The following is a 479-nucleotide window of genomic DNA, read 5'->3' on the forward strand; positions in this document are numbered from 1 at the left end:
CACAGGATCGGTGCACCATGAATGCCGACCATTTCCACATGACCAGCGACAACCGGATCTTTCTCTCGCGGTTGCAGGTAACTCAACAGACCTTGATCACCAACACCTTCCCGGTGGGCGGCGTGACGATGGGGCCGCAGAACGCCACGATCTTCATCGTGGACCTGACCGAGGTTCCGCTGGGGTTCGGGTGAGGGGAGTCCTCACGCGGCCGCAACGGGCGCTGCGGCCAGATGGCAGCATGTGCTATTCCGCCCAGATAACCGCCGCCTATCAGAAGCTGGTCAGAATGACCGGCGCCACACTGTCGCTGCAGGAGTTCGCCGCGCTCTACGCGCACGACCCGGGCAAGAAGCGGCCCAAGACGCCGAAGGCCATGGATGACGCCTTCCGGGCCGGCGCCAGCCCGGCGGAGCTGGCGGTGTGGGCCGAGGTTGAGCAATGGAACAGGGCCGAGGCCACCATCCTGGAGCAGGAGC

Annotated in this window: 2 protein-coding genes; both read left to right on the forward strand. The window is 64.9% G+C overall.

Annotation, left to right across the window (positions count from 1 at the left end; genetic code table 11):
• The coding region (locus FJV41_RS55590; RefSeq protein ID WP_220138005.1) for a hypothetical protein at positions 1-194 on the forward strand (194 nt) is incomplete at its 5' end.
• 95 nt (positions 195-289) lie between these two features.
• A partial coding sequence (locus FJV41_RS55595; RefSeq protein WP_220138006.1) for a hypothetical protein occupies positions 290-479 on the forward strand: 190 nt, incomplete at its 3' end.

Origin of the sequence: Myxococcus llanfairpwllgwyngyllgogerychwyrndrobwllllantysiliogogogochensis (assembly GCF_006636215.1) — a bacterium.
Classification (GTDB): Bacteria; Myxococcota; Myxococcia; order Myxococcales; family Myxococcaceae; genus Myxococcus; species Myxococcus llanfairpwllgwyngyllgogerychwyrndrobwllllantysiliogogogochensis.